The 19,132-nt window shown below is 38.5% G+C and carries 19 protein-coding genes and 1 riboswitch; of the genes, 2 read left to right on the top strand and 17 right to left on the bottom strand.

Annotated elements, in window-relative coordinates:
* Positions 1-30: 30 nt before the first annotated feature.
* The 13 genes from PATL70BA_RS13555 to thiW form a co-directional block, all read right to left on the bottom strand.
* A complete protein-coding gene (locus tag PATL70BA_RS13555; protein WP_125137868.1) occupies positions 31-1,452 on the bottom strand; it encodes a PTS ascorbate transporter subunit IIC in 1,422 nt (473 codons plus the stop codon).
* A 340-nt stretch (positions 1,453-1,792) separates the two neighbouring features.
* Entirely contained in the window at positions 1,793-2,821 is a 1,029-nt protein-coding gene (locus tag PATL70BA_RS13550) for a hypothetical protein (protein WP_125137867.1), read from the bottom strand.
* Between the two features lie 276 nt (positions 2,822-3,097).
* Positions 3,098-3,412, bottom strand: a complete 315-nt coding sequence (locus PATL70BA_RS13545; RefSeq protein WP_125137866.1) for a DUF6142 family protein — start codon at positions 3,410-3,412, stop codon at positions 3,098-3,100.
* Complete coding sequence (locus tag PATL70BA_RS13540; protein WP_125137865.1) at positions 3,405-3,644, bottom strand: hypothetical protein; 240 nt, start codon at positions 3,642-3,644, stop codon at positions 3,405-3,407. Before PATL70BA_RS13540 ends, PATL70BA_RS13545 begins: the two co-directional genes overlap by 8 nt.
* Before the next feature lie 83 nt (positions 3,645-3,727).
* Positions 3,728-5,041, bottom strand: a complete 1,314-nt coding sequence (locus PATL70BA_RS13535) for an alpha-amylase family glycosyl hydrolase (protein ID WP_125137864.1) — start codon at positions 5,039-5,041, stop codon at positions 3,728-3,730.
* Between the two features lie 61 nt (positions 5,042-5,102).
* Positions 5,103-5,675: a TetR/AcrR family transcriptional regulator gene (locus PATL70BA_RS13530; protein WP_125137863.1), complete on the bottom strand. Its 573-nt coding sequence runs from the start codon at positions 5,673-5,675 to the stop codon at positions 5,103-5,105.
* Positions 5,676-5,794: 119 nt separating this feature from the next.
* Positions 5,795-5,956: a hypothetical protein gene (locus PATL70BA_RS16315; protein WP_172596250.1), complete on the bottom strand. Its 162-nt coding sequence runs from the start codon at positions 5,954-5,956 to the stop codon at positions 5,795-5,797.
* 115 nt (positions 5,957-6,071) lie between these two features.
* On the bottom strand, positions 6,072-7,256 hold the full coding sequence (locus tag PATL70BA_RS13525) for a DNA polymerase IV (RefSeq protein WP_125137862.1): 1,185 nt from the start codon (positions 7,254-7,256) through the stop codon (positions 6,072-6,074).
* A 111-nt stretch (positions 7,257-7,367) separates the two neighbouring features.
* Entirely contained in the window at positions 7,368-8,438 is a 1,071-nt protein-coding gene (locus PATL70BA_RS13520; protein WP_125137861.1) for a branched-chain amino acid aminotransferase, read from the bottom strand.
* Between the two features lie 144 nt (positions 8,439-8,582).
* Entirely contained in the window at positions 8,583-9,866 is a 1,284-nt protein-coding gene (gene thiC, locus PATL70BA_RS13515; RefSeq protein WP_125137860.1) for a phosphomethylpyrimidine synthase ThiC, read from the bottom strand.
* A 9-nt stretch (positions 9,867-9,875) separates the two neighbouring features.
* On the bottom strand, positions 9,876-11,258 hold the full coding sequence (gene thiE / locus PATL70BA_RS13510) for a thiamine phosphate synthase (RefSeq protein ID WP_172596249.1): 1,383 nt from the start codon (positions 11,256-11,258) through the stop codon (positions 9,876-9,878).
* A complete protein-coding gene (thiD, locus tag PATL70BA_RS13505) occupies positions 11,242-12,009 on the bottom strand; it encodes a bifunctional hydroxymethylpyrimidine kinase/phosphomethylpyrimidine kinase (RefSeq protein ID WP_125137858.1) in 768 nt (255 codons plus the stop codon). Before thiD ends, thiE begins: the two co-directional genes overlap by 17 nt.
* Positions 12,006-12,536, bottom strand: a complete 531-nt coding sequence (gene thiW / locus PATL70BA_RS13500; RefSeq protein ID WP_243115922.1) for an energy coupling factor transporter S component ThiW — start codon at positions 12,534-12,536, stop codon at positions 12,006-12,008. Before thiW ends, thiD begins: the two co-directional genes overlap by 4 nt.
* 102 nt (positions 12,537-12,638) lie before the next feature.
* A riboswitch (TPP riboswitch) is annotated at positions 12,639-12,745 on the bottom strand.
* Positions 12,746-12,918: 173 nt separating this feature from the next.
* Here thiW and PATL70BA_RS13495 point away from each other — a divergent pair.
* Positions 12,919-13,305 carry a hypothetical protein gene (locus tag PATL70BA_RS13495; protein ID WP_125137857.1) on the top strand — a complete coding sequence of 129 codons (387 nt, stop codon included), beginning with the start codon at positions 12,919-12,921 and terminating at the stop codon, positions 13,303-13,305.
* A gap of 8 nt (positions 13,306-13,313) precedes the next feature.
* Here PATL70BA_RS13495 and PATL70BA_RS13490 read toward each other — a convergent pair whose 3' ends face one another.
* The 3 genes from PATL70BA_RS13490 to gltX all read right to left on the bottom strand — a co-directional run bounded on the left by PATL70BA_RS13490 (position 13,314) and on the right by gltX (position 16,140).
* On the bottom strand, positions 13,314-14,015 hold the full coding sequence (locus tag PATL70BA_RS13490) for a uracil-DNA glycosylase (RefSeq protein ID WP_125138490.1): 702 nt from the start codon (positions 14,013-14,015) through the stop codon (positions 13,314-13,316).
* Positions 14,016-14,081: 66 nt separating this feature from the next.
* Complete coding sequence (locus PATL70BA_RS13485) at positions 14,082-14,624, bottom strand: nitroreductase family protein (RefSeq protein ID WP_125137856.1); 543 nt, start codon at positions 14,622-14,624, stop codon at positions 14,082-14,084.
* Positions 14,625-14,667: 43 nt separating this feature from the next.
* A complete protein-coding gene (gltX, locus tag PATL70BA_RS13480; protein WP_125138489.1) occupies positions 14,668-16,140 on the bottom strand; it encodes a glutamate--tRNA ligase in 1,473 nt (490 codons plus the stop codon).
* Positions 16,141-16,422: 282 nt separating this feature from the next.
* Between gltX and PATL70BA_RS13475 the strand changes: the two genes are divergently transcribed.
* Complete coding sequence (locus PATL70BA_RS13475) at positions 16,423-18,009, top strand: M23 family metallopeptidase (RefSeq protein WP_125137855.1); 1,587 nt, start codon at positions 16,423-16,425, stop codon at positions 18,007-18,009.
* On the opposite strand, the gene PATL70BA_RS13470 is transcribed toward PATL70BA_RS13475, so the two are convergent.
* Positions 18,006-19,115, bottom strand: a complete 1,110-nt coding sequence (locus PATL70BA_RS13470) for a GNAT family N-acetyltransferase (protein ID WP_125137854.1) — start codon at positions 19,113-19,115, stop codon at positions 18,006-18,008. The two genes, PATL70BA_RS13475 and PATL70BA_RS13470, sit on opposite strands and share 4 nt — an antisense overlap.
* Positions 19,116-19,132: the final 17 nt, after the last annotated feature.

Here is a 19,132-nt window from a genome sequence, read left to right as displayed (position 1 = left end):
ATTATGGCAGCTTATTTTATTGGGGGAGGTTTAGAAATCTCTCATTGTTGTGAAGTATGTCTCTGCATGTCTTTTATATTGTAATTGGGGAATAATGAGTAATAGAGGAATTAAAATAATCGGAACAAGAATGCCAAGATATTTTGATAGTATTGTCGTACCCGCAAAGAGTGTTGCCCAGTCGAACATACCCATCCATCCAATAACCTCAGGTGGACCTACTAAAAAGGTTAGTACCAGTGCTGATCCCCAAACTTGAATCAAACCGGCGATAAATGGAATAATCGCAGCTGCACGTCTTCCGCCGGCCTTATTAGCAAAAACTGCCAATGTACCATTGTCAAAGAAGAGGCAGATGAAACCTGCAATAATAAGTACGGGTGATTGTATTGCAATAAGTGTGAAAATAGCTAACAATTGGCCAAAGAAACCGAAAATAAAACCAAATGTAGGTGCTTGTGGTGAAAATCCGAATGTAACCGCACAATCAACCGCTGGTACAGCACCTTTTAATAATTTATCCGAAATACCTTGGAATGATGCTGTTAACTCTGCTACGAACATTCTAACGCCTGTTAACAAAATCGTGATATATACAGCGAAGAATGCACATGTTTCCCAAATATAAGTTGCAAAGAAATAGTTAGCCCTATTATAGGTGAAAGTCTCTTCTCCTAAGATAATCATGATTGCACCAACAAAGAGGGTCATAATCAAAGAGTTGGCGACAACATTATCATTAAGAATAGACAGGAAACCAGGTGTCTGAACATGATTGACATCATGTTCTTTGTTACCAAGTAAACCACCAAGCTTATAAGCAACCCATGCGCCAAACATCTGTTGGTGTCCAATGGTAAAACCGGCACCATCTGTTACTTCTTGAGTGGCTTCAATGATTAGATTAGACATAACTGACCAGTAAGTACCCATAAGCAATCCGGTTACCACAACAAGTGGTGCAGATACAGCTTTTCCTGTCGTTCCTTCAATGACCCAGTATAATGCCCAAAGCAGAACGGCTGATTGTTGATACATGATATGTCCTGTAATAAATAATGTACGAATTTTCGTAAACTTTCTAAAGGCTACCAACAGGATATTAAATGCAAAAGCAATCATCATAACATATCCTACAAAAGCTAATGAACCAACAGTATCCAAAAACTCCGTTGCAGAGGTTTGTCCAAAGTACGGGTCAATAACCAATGCTTGAATACCATATTTTGCAGTAAGACTTTCAATAATCGGTTTAAAAGTTGCTACCAAACCACCGGTTCCAACCTGGAGGATCTTAAATCCTACGAATGTTTTAATAAATCCTGCAAGTGCCTCATAACTTTTCTTGCCTAGCAATAGATAGCCAATAAATACGACGGTACCTAACAGCAAAGGTGCTTGTCCTAAAAATTTGTTAACAAAGCCAATAAAAGCGTTTAGTAGTAAATCCATAATTTACCCCTTTCGAAATTTGGTTAAAATGTAAAAACTAAGTTTCTCAATATTCATACACAGATACTAATATTGATATTGATGTTGATTGTTTTAACACTTTACCAATTATGCAATTGTTTTATTACAAGACGTCTCGTTCTGGAATTAGTATAACAACCTCCGGAACATCTGTCTACATTTTTGACGTTTTTGAACACTTGTTCATGACTTTATTGTCTATTATAACCTCTTCGTTGTAATATTAATAACAATTCTCATAATTATAGCCAAAAATAGAGTAATGATAGCGATTTTCTAATCATATTAGACAATGCAATGTGTAAGGTTAACGTAGCACCTAGTCTTTGGTTATTTCATAAATGGCCACTTCACCAATCTGTCTATTAGCTGCAAGGATTACATCTTTGTCATCTAAGTTTATGACCGCAATATTGCTTGGACCGCCTGTATTGTCGACTAGTGTTTCTCGGATTTGGCCTTCTTCATCCATAGTAAACAAGATGAGCTCCATATCACCTTTACGTCCTCCAATAATAAATGCCGGTTTATCTTGAATCTTACCACCCCATACGACATGACCAAACTCATAGTTATGGCTATGAATTATCTCCCATTTTCCATTTATTTCTTTGTATATTTTCCCATGTTCCCCATGGAATTTTTCAATTGTTGCCAATTCTAATACACCATCACCATCTATGTCACACATAGCACAATCACTGACTTCGAAATCGAATATTCTCTCCACTTCCCACGGTGCATCTTGATGTTTTGGAACATAGGCCGCAAAAACTCCTTCCACACCTGTAATCAAGTATGCCTTTCGCTTCTTCCATTCACCGGCATAAAACCCATGATTTTTTGTTATACCATCATAGATGATTGTTAATTCAAAAGGCTTCGTAAGATCATCATTAAACTTACCTACTATGATACACCCCGGATCTGACCAATCCTCCAAAAATGCTTTACTCTTACATAAAACACCGCCGATGAGATACAGTTCATCCTCAATAAGTAATAAATCAAAGCGATGGAGGTAAGGAATTGTCATCACCGGTGTCACCGTCCAATCATTATCCTCACTTACTTTGCAGTGAACGATTCGACTTTCTTGCGCATTAAAAGTAGGGGCGAACTTCTGGGTTGCATAGAATTCATTTTTTTTCCCAGGTATTGGAACGATGTTCATGGTGCCACCGGGTTCATCCCATATCACAGTTTCTGTGCCTGTCTCTGCATCATAAGCAATACACTGATTCACACCTTCTGATGCCACAATATAGTTTAATCGCCCGTTAACTTCCATAATTGTTGTAGCGTACACGCGCTCCAACTGACCTAATATTTTTTTGGATATTCTCATAATTGACCTCCTAGATTTGTATGCTCTAATCATAATTAAAGTGTATGATTTTACACCTTCATCTATCATACACTATTTTTAATCAAAATTGCATAGAGTGTGTAATTTTGAACATAATTTCACTTGAATAAAGTGATTTCGTTACACTAGAAAATCTTGGAAACAAGAAAAGAAGCGACGCTTCAATGCATTAACATAGCATAGACTTTCCTAGAGAAACAAAAAACAGCCGATGCAAATGAATCACACTGGCTGTTTCTAATAGTTTTTATAAAATTAAAATGCATGCCATATAACAAGGACATGAAAAATGCCTATGATGATATTAAGAGCAATGCCCAAATGTGCGGATATTTTAAGTTTATCCTCTCTTGTCTCACCAATAAAGCCCAAGGTCAATCCTGCAAAACATAACATCATCGCTACCAACTCAATGACACCAATAAAAATCTCTCGGCCACTTAGGTTATAGGCTGATTGGTAAACCGCCCACAAAAAAATTGCAAAGGAAATACTACCGAGACCAATGGACAAAAAACCATAGATTGTTTCTGTCCTGTTGTTTACCCTAAAAGAAGTCTTCTTATCCATAATAATATACCAACCCACTTCTTAGCATGGTCAAAATCAAACCCATACCACCAAAAATAATACCTACCCATGCGAGTCCGTCTCGGTCATCTTCCACAGCATAAAGACCCAAACCAATGGCAACTGTGTTCACTATGAACCCAAACAAAGGAATCAACCATGAGAGCAAGCCGACAGACCCTATGAGCGTTGCTGTTTGTCCATATATTTCTGTATCTTTATTTATTTTCATAAAGCGTCCTCTTTTTCAACCTGTTCAATATTGACATCAACCTTATTATAGGTTATGGCCAACTTTCATGCAAGAAAAAGCCATTATTTTCTTTTCAAAATTCTCCCCCACAATCCATGAACCCATGTTCCACCCTGACACTCAACCATCTCCTGATTTAGCAGATCCCAATACATACCTCTTAAAGCATCGGACTCCAACCATGCCTTATCGGTTTTTGCATTGATCATGACATACAAGGTCTCATTTTCAAAAGTTCTTTTATAACCAATCGTTTCATGGGTAAGATGAAATTCTTCATAATTACTTTGATGTAAAGCTTCGTTTTCACGCCTTATCTTAGAGAGTCTTTCTATAACTCGAAAAATATCATCTTCTTTTTTATGTAGAATACGCTGCCAGGAAGGCCGAAGATCAGAATCTGATGTATGACTTTTTTTGCCCATCATGCCATATTCACTGCCATAATAAATACTGGGAAGGCCAGGAATTGTATATAACATAATATATAAAGGATATACATGACCCTTATTAACCAGAATATCTGCCACCCTGTTCACATCATGATTATCTACAAAATTATAAAGACCATTAGCCGGGTAGATACCCCCTTGTCCGAATTGACGCTTAAGAGCATAGGCAACCTCAAAATAGTTTTTGTCATTCAAGCTTGAATAAAGACCCTTATAGAGCTCGTAATTGGTCACATGGTCCATTTTACCTTCCTTCAACCATAGGTTATAATCACCATGAACCACTTCTCCAATCATACAAAATTCAGGATCCATCTCTTTCATTGAACCACTCAGTTGTCTTAGAAAGTCTAAGGACATAACATCTGCTGCATCCATTCTTAAACCATCTATATCATAAATCTTTTTCCATGATTGGGCTGTTTCAATGAGATATGTTCTAACAGGTTCATAATCTAGATTTAGCTTGACCAAATGCTCATGTCCATCCCAACAAGCATAAGAAAAAGGATCACCATAGGATGAATGACGATTAAAATCAACCTCCAAAAACCACTCTTTATAGACAGAATGTTCTTTGTTTGCTATTAAATCCAAAAATGCAAAATGCTTTCTAGACACATGATTAAATACACAGTCCAAAATAATACGGATACCTGCCTGATGACATGCCATACTTAAATCTGTCATATCTTGACGCGTACCAAGTCGCTTATCTATCTGATTATAGTCCACCGTGTCATATCCATGGGTCTCGGATTCAAAAATCGGGCCCAGAAGTACATCTGTAATACCTAATTCTATCAGCTTTGGTATTTGGTTTACTATATCCTTAAGCGTATTTTTACACATGCCATCATTGGCATTTTGATTGGCACCTGTATAACCAAGTGGAAAAATGTGGTAAATGTTTTTATATTTCATATATCCTCCTGTACTTACCGTTCGGTATAAAGCATGCTGTTTTTATGACGTCTTTCAAGTACTATGCAAAGACGCCATATAGAAACTGTTTAACAACCTGTCTACATTTTTCATCTTCCAGATCCTTTAATGAGCCTAAGGTCATATGATGTATGATGTATGTGTCCATCAGACCCAATAAAGAGTATGACATCCAAGTTGTCTTGGTCTTTAGGTTCGTGTGATGGTTGGCCACTTCCGTGAAAAAAAGCTCCAAACGCATGAGTAGTTGCTTGTAAAAAGGCTTTACAATCCTGTAAGAGTCACTTTCAACAGGGCTTTGATACAGTTGTTTATAGAGCCTAAAGAACATTGGGTATCTTTTTACAAATCGAATATAAGCGATGACAAAACAATCTATGGCATAACTTAAGTCACCTGAATAATGAAGCTCATCTTTGAAAATATCAATAAACTGGTTACCATATACTTCTAAAATACTTGAAAGAAGGCCTTCCTTGCTTCCGAAGTGGTGATATAAAGATGGTTTTGTTACACCTACCTCTGTTACGATTCGGGTTACGCCGGTATTCTCATAACCCTCTTTTGCAAAAAGCTCGACTGCCTTTGCAATGATTTCATTTTTTACTGTCATTTTTTCTCCTTTGTAGCATAATCGATTACCAAGTTATTATACCACTTGGTATATAAACTTGCAAGAAAAAGAAAAAAAAATAGATTCCCATCTATTTTTTCTAATATAACCCGTTTATATTAATCAATTAAATGTTTCTTACTTGCTAAAACTTTACCACCATATACAATGGTTACTGTTCCCAAGGTAATTCCGAAGACAATCATGAGTATGCCTACAATAATATTAGCAGCACCGGCTCTGCTCAATCGATGATATACTTTTTCATTAAATTCCAACATGCTTTCCACTCCCATCTTTTTCCTATAGAATCACTTCATGGCTCTTATATTAAATATAATTATAGCACTTGGTATGTTTAAAAACAACCATCAATCCTAAGTACAATTTGGGGTATTATTTTGGTGGTTTTTTGTCTAACAATGTCGCTCTCTTAATGCTATTGTAGCCATATTTGTTGCGTATTTCATCCAGCATATGATCGACTTCCGCTTTTTCAGTTGTCATTTCCATATCAAAGAGGGATACCTGATGGTAATCCGATGCATCAAAACCACTAACTGTAACGCCAAGTAAACGTATGGGTTTTTTCGACCATGCCTGATGGATGAGTGTCATTGCCGTTTCATAGATAATTTCTGTATGATGGGTCGGTGCATCTAATGTTTTAGACCTTGTCATCACTGTGAAATCACTGTACTTTAGTTTCACTGTAACCGTCTTGCCACTGAGCATCTTTCTTCTAAGCCGATACCCCACTCGATCTGCAAGTAATAAGATTTCTTCCTGAATCAACCTCATTTCCTTTATGTCTTTAGAATAGGTCATCTCATTCCCGATGCTCTTTGGTTGTTCCACAGATCCATCCACCATATCCGTACCAATACCATTGGCGCTTTCGTGCATATACATGCCTGTCTTATACCCAAAGACATCCACCAGTACATTCACTTTTGCATTTGCCAAATCACCTATCGTCTTAATGCCCATGGTCCTTAACTTAGGCACTGTTTTACGTCCTACACCATATAGATCACCAACTTCAAGTGGCCATATTTTCTCTCGGAAATCAACTTCAAAAAGTGTGGTAATACCCATAGGTTTTTCGTACTCCGATGCCATTTTAGCAAGCAGCTTATTGTTGGCAATCCCGACGGAACACGGTAAATCCAACTGATTCAGGATATCTTCTTGTATCCTCTTTGCTGCCACTATCGGTTCTCCAAACAGATGCTCTGATCCTGTCATATCCAAAAAAGCTTCATCTATGGAAACCTGTTGTTTCAAGGGTGTATAATTATCAAAAATAGCCATAACCTTTTTGGACATTTCCACATATAAACCGTGAGATGCAGCTATCACCTTGCCATTTGGGCAAAGTCGCATGGCTTCATGAATCAACATGGTTGTTTTGACACCATATGCTTTTGCATCATAGGAGGCTGCAAGAACGATACCACGTCTTGTTTTAGGATCTCCGCCGACTATAAGAGGTATTTGCTTAAGCCCCGGATCTCTTGCTTGTTCACAAGAGGCAAAAAAAGCATTCATATCGATATGAAAAATAGTTTTGGGACACATATTTATCACCTAATTTCGTTATGCAAGAAAACCGCCTGTAAAAGGCGGCTTCACATATTCTTTAATAAAGTTAATACACATGGTCTAGTGATGTTATAACGTTTTTTTATCCTATTGGTTTACTTTGACCGTCCAATTGTATGTGTCTTCAATCGTACCACATTGAACGCCGGTGATGGTATCATACAGCTTACGTGCTACCGGTCCTATTTCTCCGTTATTGACCGTCAATTGGCGTCCATCCCAGTCCAGTAGACCTACTGGTGAAATTACCGCTGCTGTACCTGTACCAAATACTTCTTCAAGTCGACCTTCTTCATGCGCCAGATACAGGTCATCAATAGAAAGTTTTCTTTCTGATACTTTCATGTTCCAATCCTTAAGTAATTGAATAACTGAATCTCTCGTTACACCCGGTAATATGCTACCTTCTAGAGAAGGGGTTATAATCTCACCATCAATTTTAAAGAATACATTCATGGTACCTACTTCTTCAATATACTTTCTTTCAACACCATCGAGCCATAATACTTGAGTATACCCTTTTTCTTTGGCTTTCATCTGTGCCTTTAGGCTGGCTGCATAATTGGCTCCGGTTTTTGCAAAACCTACACCACCTTTAACCGCTCTTACATATTCCGTCTCTACCCATATTTTTACCGGATTCATACCTTCTTTGTAATAGGCACCAACAGGGGATAAAATAATCATCAGTTTATACATGTTAGCCGGGCGTACACCTAAAAACGGATCTGTCGCTATAATAAAGGGGCGTATATATAAAGATGTTCCAGGTAAGCTTGGTACCCAATCCTTATCCACTTCTACTATTGCTTTTATGGCTTGTAATACATCCGCTTCATTCACTTGTGGAATACAGATGCGTTGATTGGTGGTATTGGTTCTTTTTATGTTCATTTCAGGTCTAAAAAGTAAGATCTCATCACTCTTAGTCCTATAGGCTTTTAATCCTTCAAACATTTCCTGACCATAATGAAACACCATAGCAGAAGGTGCCAGTACCACGTCTTGATAGGGGACAATCCTGGGATCGATCCATCCCTTACCTTCTTCATAATCCATGATAAACATATGATCTGTAAATATATTGCCAAAGCCCAGTTGATTGGGGTCCGGTTTTTCCTTGAGAGTTGTTGCCTTTTCGATTCTTATATTGAGCATGGATAAGCCCCTTTCCCATTAATATTTCTACAAAAGCCTGCAGAAATTGCGTTACTCCATATTATAACAGTTCTTCAAAATAATTCAACAGATTTTTACCGCCTTAACTTGTTAAAGTGCGTTATGACGAGGTCTATTATGAATTTACTTCAATGCTTCTTTTACATTTAATATGGCACACATTTTTCCGCACATAGAACAGGTTGTTTCGTCTTCAAGTTCTGCATGCTCACGGTAAGCCCGTGCTTTTGTGGGATCAATGGCTAATTCAAACATACGATTCCAATCCAAGTCAACCCTAGCCTTACTCATCTGATTGTCCCAATCTCTTGCATGTGGTGTTTTTTTAGCGATATCAGCCGCATGAGCTGCAATCTTTGTTGCAATGATACCTTCCTTCATATCTTCAACCGTAGGCAAGCGTAAGTGTTCAGCAGGCGTTACGTAACATAAGAAGTCCGCACCTGCAGATGCAGCAATTGCACCGCCTATAGCACCGGTGATGTGGTCATATCCTGGTGCGACATCGGTTACTAATGGACCTAACACATAAAATGGTGCACCGTGACACAATTTTTTCTCAAGCAACACATTGGCTTTAATCTCATCCATAGACATATGACCCGGTCCTTCTATGATCACTTGAACATCTTTAGCCCATGCTCGTTTTGTGAGTTCTCCAAGCGTAATTAATTCCTGAATCTGGCTGGCATCAGTAGAATCAGCCAAACCTCCCGGTCGACAAGCATCACCTAGACTCAGTGTAATATCAAACTCTGCACATATATCTAGTAAATCATCAAAATATTCAAAGTAGGGATTATCATATCCGGTCAACCGCATCCATGCAAACATCAAGGAGCCACCTCGTGAAACCAAGTTCATAAGTCGTGGGTTTTCTAGAAATGTTTCTGACGCCCTTTTGTTCATACCGGCATGAATGGTCACAAAATCCACACCATCCTCCCCGTGCTTACGTACCATCGCCAAGAAATCTTCTGGCCTTACATCTTTAAGCTCTTTTTCAAAGAATCCAAAGACATCATATACTGGCACTGTGCCGATCATGGCTCCTGACATTTTGATCAGTTCTTTTCTAAACTGCTCGGTTTTTCCATAGTTACTTAAGTCCATAATGGCTTCTACACCCATATCCAGTGCAACACGGACCTTCTCAAGTTCCATTTCAGGATCATTACAATCCTTTGATATACCTAAGTTCACATTCATTTTGGTTCGCAGTCCTTCGCCGACACCTTCAGGATCAATGGATAAATGATTACGATTGGCCGGAATAGCAACGGTTCCTTTTGCAACTTTTTCTCTTAGAAGTTCTACATCCATATGTTCTTTTTCAGCTACTGTTCTCATAACATCCGTAATTATGCCTTGCTTTGCTGCATTCATTTGAGTTGTATAAGTTTGCATCGTTTTCTCCTAAAAATTCTCTCTTATTTGATGGATTTTTTTTGTTATGTTTTCATTTTTTTCTTGGTAGATGGTCGATACCATAGCGACACCATCCAAGTACTTAGTATATTCTTGTGTTAATAGGTTGGGCGTGATACCTCCAATGCCATATAGAGGCAAAGAAATATGATTGTAGATGGACTGTAGTGTTGTCAAATCCATTGGTAGTGCATCCTTTTTTGTCGGTGAAGAAAAAAGTGCCCCAACACCAAGATAATCCGCTCCGTTCTTAGCTGCACATCGGGCCTGCTGTATGGTTTTGGCCGTTGCACCCACAACTGCATTTGGACCCAGTTCAAGCCTAGCTTCCCGTATCGAGATATCCTGTATGCCTAGATGAACGCCATCAGCTCCAATCTCCTTGGCTAAGCGGACATCATCATTAATTATAAAAGTTGTACCATATTCTCTAGCCAAGGCCTGTAACTGTCGACTTTCTCTTAGTTTCTCTTCCCACGCTTTATCTTTCACACGATATTGAAGATACCCTACACCGGATTGTAATGCTAATTTGGTCTTTGGCATACATGAATATAAGAATGTCTGTTCATCTACCGTTTCTTGAGTAATCAGATATATGGGCGCACTTCTTTTAGCCACTTCATCTAAGAGTTGTTGCTTATATAGTCCTAATCGCTGTTGATGGACAATCCACTTAGCAGCCATCTGACTGCTCCGATTCATACAGTCGAGGGCTTTTAGTATGGCTTCATGTCGATCCATACTTGATGCACATGCACGTGTGATTATCAAACTGTTTAACATGCAACCTGTACCCGTAATGCGTTGTTGTAAAACACTACCACCCGTAAGTTCCCAAGCGCCTTTTGATGAGGCTATATAATCCGTAGCACCGGTTATGATTACAATCAGTTCTAAATTGTATACTTCGAACTTTTTCCACAGGTTTCGTACCAATTCATGATGTTGTTCACCCATAACGGTCTGGCTATCCACACCCACAAAAGTTGGACTGATTTCTTCATTTAGTAAAGCTTTTGCTTCATGAGCGTTACATTTTAAAATGGATATCCCACCGTTTTTCAATGATTGAATACAATAGTCCAGTCTAAATCGGCTAGCATTACAGCCTACCGGATCCAGAAGTAGTATTTTATTATGTGCCTTAGCGATACGGTGAGCATGATCCATTTTATCAAAACGTAGTTGATCTGCTGTCCCAATGTTGATTACAACACCATCCACTTTAGGAATAATCTCTTCAAACTCCATCGAAGCATCCGACATGATGGGTCGTCCACCGGATGCAATGCACATATTTGCTACGTCCTGCATGGTGACATAATTGGTCAAAAAATGAATAATCGGCTTCTTAGATGCCAAGTACATGAACAACCCCCTCACCTTGACCCACAAGATAGCCATCTCGTATGGCCTTTGTGACCGTTTTCTTCGCTCCGGATATTGCCAGATTAAGTGTTTTGCCGGATGCTAATTCACATGCAATGGCTGAAGAAAGGCAACAACCTGTGCCATGTGTACAATTACTCTCCAAGCGCTTATCTGTATACGTTCTCATCTTATTGCCATCATAGAAATAATCAATGGCCTGATCTTCCCAAATAAAATGACCGCCTTTTAATAGAACCGGTGTATGATACTTTTGGTAGAGTTTTTTACAACTCATTTCCATATCTACCGTATTCTTAATCTGGATACCGGTTATATTCTGGGCTTCAAAAGAATTGGGTGTAATAAGGGATACTCTGCTAAAAAGCTTTTTTATAGCTGTTAAAGCCTCTTCCCTAATAAGTTGCTTTCCTGATGATGCACACAACAAAGGATCTAGGACAATGGGACACTTTCGATCTTCAAGCCATCTTATTACAGTGTGAATGTTCTCCACGGTATAGAGCATACCTATTTTGATGGCCGAAATTACAAAGTCTTCATCCATAACAGAGAGTTGTTCACCAACATCAATGGGCTTTATATGATGGATTTTTTGGGTGTTTTGAGCTGTTATCGCCGTTATCGCCGTTAATCCATGATGGCCATAAGATGCTATGGTTTTTATGTCACCTTGTATCCCTGCGCCACCAGAGGAATCTGAGCCGGCAATCGTGAGTATATTTTTCATATTTTTTCCGTCCACCTTCTCATCATTTTCAATACATCCGTAGCTTCAAAAATAATCAGTGAAAAAATGCTACCGACCAAAGAACTGATGCCAAAAGGGATGATAAAGAAAAAAAGACCCACACGGTTACCCATCAGATAACTTGCCATGAATGCTGCAATCATGCCGCCCAAGATACCGGTTCCCATGACTTCGCCCAAACAAGCCATACGATGACTTAAAGCCTTTTGACCGGAAAACTTTTTGTATAGTAAGCCTGCCAAAGCGGCACCTATCATACTTCCCGGAAAAGCCAGCAAAGAACCCATACCCAGCATGTTGCGTATCAGAGAAATCAAAAATGCATTCATCACCGCATAAGCAGGTCCGAGCAAAACAGCACCAATCACATTAATAAAATGTTGTATCGGAAAACACTTAGCCACACCAAAGGGAATATAAAACGTGCTTAGTACAACGCCCAGGGCTATGAGCATACCTGAGATTGATAGCTTTAATGATCTGTTACCTTTTAATTTGTTCATCATAACCTCCTGATTAGGTGATTCGGTATATGCAATTTTATAAATACTCAGAAATCTTTGAAAAAAGAAAAAGCTATTATACAATTTTCACCTGTATAATAGCCTTATATTTGACTTAAGCTTTCCTACGTCGGCATGATCCGAATCAGGTCAAGGGTCAAAGACAATGGTCTTCCTCTCAGCCGGCATTTCCGGCTCCCCTAGCGTTCTATTTAATTAAGTTACGGGTAAAGATTATCATAAAGATTCACATACGTCAATACTTGATAATAATAAAATATAATATTATAAGACCATTCTTATGAAAACGCTAATATATTATTCTATTTATGTCGATAATATAGGTAGAATAAGAATAGTGCGCTTTGTTATAGGAGATGATCTTATGAACTATTGGCCAGATGATAAACACATCACAGATCACAGGGAAGGACCTGATTTTTGGATGAAATGGATAAAAATAGCATCTATTTTAGGCTGGATTATGGTCGGTACTATTATCGTGATGTTTGATCAGGCAAGACCTCAGATTTACTCTATTTTGGACATGCATTACAATAAGATTTCGACAACCACTTGGAACCAAGATATTCTGATGGGTACATTTATATTATCTATCTGTACATTTGTTTTCATCTTGATATCCTTATTGGCCAATGCTCAACGGCTAAAAAGGAAAGTGGACCGTGTCCGCATATCCTTAGTAGTTACCATGTTTATATCCCTAGGGTTTATGCTAGGCTTATTCATATGGTACTTAGGAACCTTGTAGTTACTTTACTAACCTAAATCAAATTTGATTTGCTGTGAATAAGGTTGTATGGACCAATCCACAGCCTCATATCCCATCTCTATGAGATGGTTATTCGTGTGGCTAAAAGGTCGGCTACCAAAAAAACCTTTCCGTGCAGAAAAAGGGGATGGATGGGGACTCTTGATAATTTGATGTCTTTGATTCGTAATCAAGGCCTCTTTTTTTATGGCATGATTACCCCATAAAATAAAAACCATACCTTCTTCCCGTTTGTTCAACACTTCAATGACACTGTCTGTAAATCTTTCCCAGCCTAGATGCTTATGAGATGAAGGCAAACCCGCTCTTACAGTACATATGCTGTTCATCATTAATATCCCCTGTTTGGCCCAGTCAATTAAATACCCATGATCCGGAATTAAAATACCCAAATCTGATGCAAGTTCCTTATAGATGTTTTTTAGAGAAGGTGGTATCTTTTTATCGGGCATAACGGAAAAACACAGTCCATGCGCCTGTCCTTCTCCATGATATGGGTCTTGACCAAGTATAACCACTTTAACCTGATTATAATCCGTGATCTCAAAAGCTGAAAAAACATCTTTTTTAGGTGGATATATTTTCTCAAGGTCATAAGCTTCTTCAAGTATTGACCACATTTCTTTATAGTAGGTTTTCTCGAATTCTTCTTCCAACACTTTTGCCCATTGTCTGTTTTGAATTTTCATATTCATAAACCTTTCTTGATCAAACACAACAGACTTATAAAGCATTGCCTTATAAGTCTGAGCATTTTAGTAATGACCTGGGTACATGATTTTGTACTTGTTATAATGTACTTTGTGAACATCGAGTTCATCTAAATTATGCGGTATTTTTTCCTCATCCGGATAGCCAATGGCTATAATCGCTTCGACCATGAAATGATCCGGTATGGATAAAAGTGCCTTCACATATCCCTCTGAAGAAGTACCCTTCTTAGTTAATCTTTCTCTAATCTGAACCCAACAGCTACCTAGACCAAGGCGTTCAGCTTCGAGTTGAATATAAGTAGCTGCAATAGAACAATCTTCAACACACATATCACTGACCATTGTATCTCCAAAGACCACAATAACCTGGGGTACCTTACTAATAAACTGGGATCCATGCTCTTTCGCCTGTGACAATTGTTTAAGGATATCCTCATCGTCCACCACCAGAAAACCCCAAGGTTTTCTTCCTCTAGAACTGGGTGCAAGTAAAGCCGCTGTTAGAAGCTTATCCACTTTCTCACATTCTACTTTTTGAGTCTTGTACTTTCTAATGCTTCGTCGATTCACCAATAAACGAATCATTTTCTTCACCTCTTATTTCAAAGACCTATACTTGGTTAAGGTGTTAAAGGTTGTTTAAATCATTTTTTAATTTTTCAAGACCGGTTCTTATACGCTTCAAAGATTCTTCTTTTCCTAAAATAGCAGCGATATCGAATGCGCCACCCGGTGTAGATTCTTTTCCTGATAGAATGGTTCTAAGGGGCCATAGAATTCGCCCGTTTTTCATACCTTTTTCTTCAACATATGCCATGACCAAGTCATGTAGGCTCTCTATCGTCCATGTTTCATGAGCTTCCAATACAGGTAGTAATAGAGGCAGATCCTCCAAAGCTGTTTGTGGACTTGTTTTCATTCGCTTGTGGTTATACATATCTACGTTATAATCTGACACTTTTTCAAAGAAATCAATCATACCCGGTATCTCATTGAACTTCTCAATTCTAGGTTGTGTTAATAAGGCAATGGTTTTCTTGTCCAGATGGTCACTAAATAAGACTTTATCGATTTCTTTCATGGCATAAGACAAAAATGTTGCTTCATCCATATTCTTGATATACTCACCATTCATCCACGTAAACTTCTTCATATCAAAGACCGCCGGTGCTTTATTAATATGCTTATAATCAAAGGCCTCTACTAATTCTTCTAATGTAAATATTTCTCTATTGTCCGTAGGTGACCAACCTAGGAGTGCAATGAAATTCACAATTGCATCCTTTAGAAAACCTTCATCAATTAGATCTTCATAAGATGAGTGACCACTACGCTTTGATAGTTTTTTATGGTTCTCATCTGTAATCAATGGCACATGGACATAAGTCGGTACATCCCATCCAAAAGCTTCATAGAGTCGGTTGTATTTCGGTGAAGAAGAAAGGTATTCGTTGCCTCTTACTACATGAGTGATTTCCATAAGATGGTCATCGACCACGTTGGCAAAATTATACGTTGGATAACCATCAGATTTCATAAGAACCATATCATCCAACTCAATGTTATCTACGGCAATTTCTCCGTAAATAACATCTTTGAAAACTGTTTTGCCTTTGATTGGATTATTTTGTCTTATGACATAGGGCGTATCTGCATCTAATTTTTCTGCAATCTCATCCATCGTTAAATCCAGACAATGTTTGTCGTATTTAAAGTTTTCTTTATTCTCCTCAGCCGTTTTTCTAAGCTGTTCCAGTCGCTCTTTGTCACAGAAGCAATAGTACGCTTCTCCTTTGTCAAGGAGCTCCATAGCATGTTCTTTGTATATACCTGCTTGTACGCGCTCACTCTGGATATATGGACCAAAACCACCATCTTTATCCGGACCTTCATCATGAATCAAACCCGTACCTGCCATGGTTCTATTGATGATCTCTATGGCACCTTCAACCAATCTCTCCTGGTCTGTATCTTCAATTCTAAGAAGGAAGTCGCCACCTTCATGTTTCGCTATAAGGTAAGCATACAAAGCGGTTCTTAGATTACCAACATGCATCTTACCGGTCGGACTCGGTGCAAATCTTGTTCGAATTTTACTCATCATCTCACTCCATCTTTATGCTCTACATTCATCATCAATGTCTACTGAGCTTAATATACCCTGCTAATCAAGGCACTTGAACGTCATACTTTCATCATTATAACATAGGATACAAAGGCTCACAATCCGATTTTTGACAAGAAAATCTCTAGCAATACCCATTCGTTGGTTTACTATTTTAAACCTACAGGCTATAATGTTATAGACACCCACAAATCTGGATGTCTAAGATCAACTTACATTGTTTGGTTATAGATGTGTATATATTGGAGGCAATAAACTATGAAAATAATTCATATAATCATGATGGTACTCTTCCTGTCGATTATGACCGGCTGTAGCACACCCCTGGCTTTGGAGGACCTTGTAGAAGCTACTGTCTACTTCCCTGAGTCCGACGAAAATCTAATAGCCGTTGATACTCTAACTCGTGAAGATGGTTTAGACGATGTATTTATACATCTTGTGGATCAACCTGTAAAAGCACAGAGCATCAAACCTGATCTTATCTATCTACTGGACCTAGATACCCTTCGTGGTATCATGCAATTTGATTTGAGCTTCGACCTAACAAATAAAGAAGCACGAGCACAAAACATAAATGGCACTTATGTGATACCTTTTGAATGGGTCGATATGTATCTGGAAAAATTACCCATTCTGAATCATTTTTCTTATCTGATGCCTTCTACACCTCGACTTGTCATAAATGATACAACCATTGACTATGCTTATAATCAAGATTGGAAACTCCATCCAACAGATAATGTGACTTATGATATCAAAGACCAGACGACCCATCATGAAACCTATTATACCGAAACCGATGCGATTGATATTTCTATAGAATTTAATCGTAGGACCCCAAATCAGCTTCTCTTAGCCATTGACAATGGAAAAGAAGAGACTACCTACACCCTTGATAACATGCATAATTTACCTGTCCCAGATCAATCGGGTCACTATACTTATACCTTAATGGCTGTTTGGGATGATGCGTCTTTAGGTTATACGGGTAAAATTAATTATATTTTCGGACTGGACCTTCATCTTGAAGAATCCTTACATCTAAATAAAACAACTTTTGAGCCAGGAGACAGTATTGGGGTTCTCATTGAACAACCTTTTGGTCTGGATTATAGAATCGAAACACCTGTATTTAAGAATACCATTGGCATTTTTAATTACGAGGATGCACTCGTTGCACTTGTGCCTATCGACAGCAGAACAACACCCGGTACCTATAGCTTAAGCTTATATGAAGCATCCACCAATACACTAATTGAAACCACTCAATACCAGATTGTCGAAAAAATATTTGAAACTCAGCAACTTTCCGTCAGCGCTTCCACGGCTTCTCTTAGATCCGATGAAAATGCCAAAAAAGATGCAGAAAAGTTCAAAAATGCAAAAACCTATTCTGTTGGTGAAAAACTATGGGATGGCCCATTTGTGCAACCTGTAGAAGGTCGCATATCCACTGAATACTCCGTCATTCGGTATGTTAATAGTGGAACGGAAAGCTCCAGACATACTGCCATCGATATAGCCGCACCTCAGGGCACACCCATCAAAGCGGCTCATAACGGTATCGTCACCTTCTCCTCTGACCTTATCATATCCGGTAATGTGGTTGTATTAGACCATGGGTTAGGTCTCTTTACAACCTATGTACACATGCATAAAATCTATGTAGAGGATGGTCAAGAGGTGAAAAAAGGAGATATTATCGGCGAGGTCGGTACCACCGGTTATTCAACCGGTCCTCATCTACACTTTGCTGTATCCAAAAGCGGTGTTAATCTAAATCCATGGAAGTTCATGGCAGAAGACCCACTTGTTTTTCCCACTTGGAATAAAACACCTTAAATCAATGCTGTAAAATAATTTTGGATTGGATATTCAGGATATACTATATGATTTTGATGGATCATGACTTTTGGCCGAATACTAGCGAGTGATTCCAAACTGTCATACCCAAAGAGCCACTGAGCCAATGACGCGGTATCCAGCGTAATATCCGGCGCTTCTTGAGTTATACTTACTTGACCTTCCACCTTGTACGTATGGTTATTCTCTAGGATTTGATCGTCGATGACTTTGATGATACATGTGCCTAGAAAATCAGCCATGGCTTCTAGTAGCGTTTCAACATGAAGTATACGGGCCATCATAAAAGGTTTTTCCAATCTTTCATGTTCTTTAATATGAGGAATAAGATGCTTTAAAGCGTTGTTTTTCGGCATCTGCCACTGAATCGGCTTTTCCCCAGCTATACTGCCTATGTAATCTAGAATATTCATAAGACCTTCATCGGATGTATAAATGCATTCTCTAACAAAAATATCCCCAAAATCATAATAAATAACATAGCCATCGGGCACAACAACCACATGCCCGTTCTCAGAATGCACTTCTTTTAATAGATGTTCAAAATCTCGTATCCCTCTGTTTTGAGACAATGTTAGTGTTTTCTTATAGGTGTTGTAGATGGGTAACAGCTGAATACTTGTTTCTACATCTATCACTTCATTTGGCACTGTCCTCTTTTTTCGGTTCAAGTTCTCATATTTGAACTTGTAAAGGGCAACGTCTTGTATAAAGCCATAACCAAATTGATCATATAATCTTGAATCTATTGGCATTAGAACTGAAAAGACATCCCCTGCTTCATACCGATCCCTTAATACCCATGTCATCATTTTTCTCATGAGGCCTTGCCTTCTATGGGATTGTTTTGTAGCCACACCAACCACATAATAGGTGTTATAAAGACAACCCTGCCACATCAACTGATAAGGGTTTAGATGAGCCATAGCCACAAGCACATCCCCTTCCAAATACCCTACCACTTGGTCGATTTTAATATGTGTATCAAAATAATAGGCCACCAGAGATGGCCCATCTTCTATGAATATTTCTTGCCATAATTTTATGGCTTTATCTTTATCATTTTCGTTCAATCTTCTAATCATAATGCCTCCATACTAAT

Origin of the sequence: Petrocella atlantisensis, from assembly GCF_900538275.1 — a bacterium.
In the GTDB taxonomy this organism is placed as follows: domain Bacteria; phylum Bacillota; class Clostridia; order Lachnospirales; family Vallitaleaceae; genus Petrocella; species Petrocella atlantisensis.
This window is presented reverse-complemented; position numbering and strand designations above follow the sequence as displayed.